This window comes from Arsukibacterium sp. (assembly GCF_036735525.1).
Taxonomy (GTDB): domain Bacteria; phylum Pseudomonadota; class Gammaproteobacteria; order Enterobacterales; family Alteromonadaceae; genus Alishewanella.
Genome location: NZ_DAINOE010000163.1, coordinates 1 through 3,145, shown reverse-complemented (window position 1 = coordinate 3,145; position 3,145 = coordinate 1). Strand labels below are relative to the sequence as shown.

Below are 3,145 nucleotides of genomic sequence, written 5' to 3'. Positions count from 1 at the left end.
CCTGGCTGCAGAGAGCCATGTTGATCGCTCCATTGCCGGCCCGGCCGCCTTTATCCACACTAATATAGTGGGCACTTATACCTTGCTGGAAGCCAGCCGGCATTATTATAGCCAGTTAAAAAACGCTGATTTTGTATTTCAGCATATCTCCACCGACGAAGTGTTCGGCGATTTGCATGGCACCACGGCGTTATTTACCGAGCACACCCCTTACGCCCCCAGCAGCCCTTATGCCGCCAGCAAAGCCAGTGCCGATCATTTAGTGCGTGCCTGGCATCGCACCTATGGTTTACCGGTAGTTATCAGCAACTGCTCTAACAATTACGGTCCCTGGCAATACCCGGAAAAACTGATCCCGTTAACCATTAGCAATGCCTTAGCCGGTAAAGCCATACCCATCTATGGCGATGGCAAGCAAGTGCGCGACTGGGTGTACGTGGATGATCACGCCCGTGCACTCTGGCTGGTATACAGCAAAGGCCGCATCGGCGACACCTACAACATCGGCGGTCACAACGAAGTACAAAACATCGACCTGGTAAAGGCCATCTGCGAACTAATGGACGAACTAGCACCAATCCATGAACGCGGCTACCCACTCAACACTCAACACTCAACACTTATAACTCATGTAAAAGACCGCCCCGGCCATGATCAACGCTATGCCATAGACGCCAGCAAACTACAGCGCGAACTAGGCTGGGTTCCCACCGAAACCTTTAGCACAGGCCTTAAAAAAACCGTGCAGTGGTACTTGCAATACCTTCACAATGGCACTGTTTAAGTGTTGCGCAATCAAGTCAGTAGTGCGGTAAATATAGGCATGTCGCCGGTAAGCTGCTTGCCTCCAGCCCATGCCTTTGTTACCATCAGCAGCGTTTTGCCTAGTCGCTACAGGATGTACACCCTAGCTATGTCTTCAGTTCATGCTTTATTTGCTATTACCCTGGTTTCATTTTCTGTGGCAGCTCATGCGACCCCTTGGGTAAATGCCGATGATCGTTACCTGCGCACCAGTATTACGCTACTGGCCGATGCCGGCTACATTCGTGCCCCGGTTAATACCTACCCATTAATGTGGCTGCCGCTGATGCAAGACTTAGCGCAAGCCGACACCAGCAGCATGAGCGATGTGCAGTTATTAGCCTATTTACGCGTGCAGGCGGCAGCCGGCTTTGCAATTCAAAGCCACAGTCAGCACCTGGTGTTAATGGCAAGTAACAGGCCGCTGGCAGAAGCAGGCACAGGCCAGCAGTATTTGCAAAAAGCCGCTCTGAGCCTTGGCAGCAGCCTCAAAGGTGACAGCTGGGCTATAGGTGTCAGCAAACAGTTCCGGCAAAGCGCCTGGCAACCTGATGTCGTTACCAACGATTCAGAGCAACCACAAGCATTAAGCAGTGCTAATCACAGCAGCTGGGATGGCAGCTATGCCGCCTATACGCTGGGCAACTGGGTGCTTAGCGCGTCGCAACAAAACCAATGGTGGGGCCCGGCCAAACACAGCAGCTTTATGTTTAATAACCTCGAGCGCCCGACCAAAACCCTGGCCATCAGCCGCCTAAACAGCTTAGTACCGCTGCATCACAGCCTAGACTGGCTGGGGCCGGTTAATGTTAATGTGCAAGTGGGTGAATACGCCAGCCAGGCAGTATTATCGCAGCGGCGTTTTGTGGCCGCCCGGCTCGATTTACGGCCCATCGATAAGCTGCAACTGGGCCTGAGCAGCCGTTATTTACGTCACGCAGATGCAGCAACTAGCAGCAACCCGCCAGCGGCTGCCGTTCAGCCAGAGGCCAGCCGGGTATATGCGCTCGATCTGCGTTACAGCCTGTCATCGGCGCATGGTATTTATACCGAATTATCGCGCCAGCAAGCCGCAGAGCAACAGCACGGCTGGTTAGTCGGCACTGACTATCAGTTTGGTAATCAGCACTTGCAATTACAGCTTTTTGCCGAGTACCAACGCCTGCAACAAGGCGATAGTTTTTGGCAATATCAGCCGCTGAGCGTTACGCCTTTACCACTGAGCAACCAGTGGCAGGCAGGGTTAAATATCCATACCCCCAGTGGCAAAAGTGGCTATGTGCAGTTATCCCGCCAGCAAGGCGAGCAATCCACGGGTTTAACTGCCGTCAGCCGCTTAAGCGGCGGCTATCAACAAGCCTTGTTAAAAGGCTTGTTAAGTGTCGATTATCAACTGAGCCGGCAAAGCCACAGCCCGGCAGTCATGTCAGGTTCAGCCAATAGCAATGACAATAATGCCAACAATAGCACAGAGCAAAGCAACACTTTTGAGCACACTATTGCCATGACCATGCAATGGCGCTGGTAGGGGCTGCGTTAAAGGACTGAATTATGGATGATTGGTATCTGGTTTACTGCAAACCGCGGCAGGAGCAGCGGGCGCAGCAACAACTGCTTAATCAGGGCTTCGACAGCTTTGTGCCCATGATCACCGTTAATGTGCTGCGTGCCGGTAAAAAAATCCAACGCACCGAGCCATTATTTCCCCGTTACCTTTTTTTAAAAAGCCAGGCCGAGCTTAACATTACCGCTATTCGCAGCACCCGTGGCGTGGCGGCGCTGGTCCGTTTTGGTGATAGCCTGGCGCGTATCCCCTCTGCCTTAGTGCAAAGTTTGCTAACACAGCAATTGCATTTGCAGCAGCAATTAACAGCACAGCAACCCTTTATGCCGGGTGACACCATACAGATTTTATCCGGTCCTTTTGCCAGTTTAAATGCCATTTTCGAACTGGCCGATGGCGACAGCCGCAGCCTGGTGTTGTTAACTTTTTTAGGTCAGCAATTACGCTTAACGCTGGATAACCAGCAACTGGCTAAAACAAAATAACCCGGTTGTCATAAAAAAGCCGAAAAGCTGTAATACCCTTGGGCGAATTAAGCTATAATCGCGCCCTTATAAAATGTGGATTTTAAGCCCTGGGGCGCATAACTCAGTGGCGGTAGCGTGCCTGAGCGCCGCTGTTTTAAATATAACTAACTGAAATGGAATGATTTTAATGTGGTTGTCTAAGAATCTTTTACGTTCCCTGATGCTCTGTAGCGCCGCCCTCGGTTTCGCCGGGGCAGTTACAGCACAACAACCTACACCAGCGCAAATCGAACAGTTCAAGCAGTTACCC

General features: G+C 51.7%; 3 protein-coding genes. All 3 read left to right on the top strand.

Going from position 1 to position 3,145, the window contains the following annotated elements; all coding sequences use genetic code 11:
• On the top strand, positions 1-784 hold a 784-nt coding region (gene rfbB / locus V7D78_RS16670; protein WP_333609580.1), incomplete at its 5' end, for a dTDP-glucose 4,6-dehydratase.
• 129 nt (positions 785-913) lie between these two features.
• Positions 914-2,332: a capsule assembly Wzi family protein gene (locus V7D78_RS16665; protein WP_333609579.1), complete on the top strand. Its 1,419-nt coding sequence runs from the start codon at positions 914-916 to the stop codon at positions 2,330-2,332.
• Between the two features lie 23 nt (positions 2,333-2,355).
• On the top strand, positions 2,356-2,853 hold the full coding sequence (gene rfaH / locus V7D78_RS16660) for a transcription/translation regulatory transformer protein RfaH (RefSeq protein WP_333609578.1): 498 nt from the start codon (positions 2,356-2,358) through the stop codon (positions 2,851-2,853).
• The last annotated feature ends 292 nt before the right edge of the window (positions 2,854-3,145 follow it).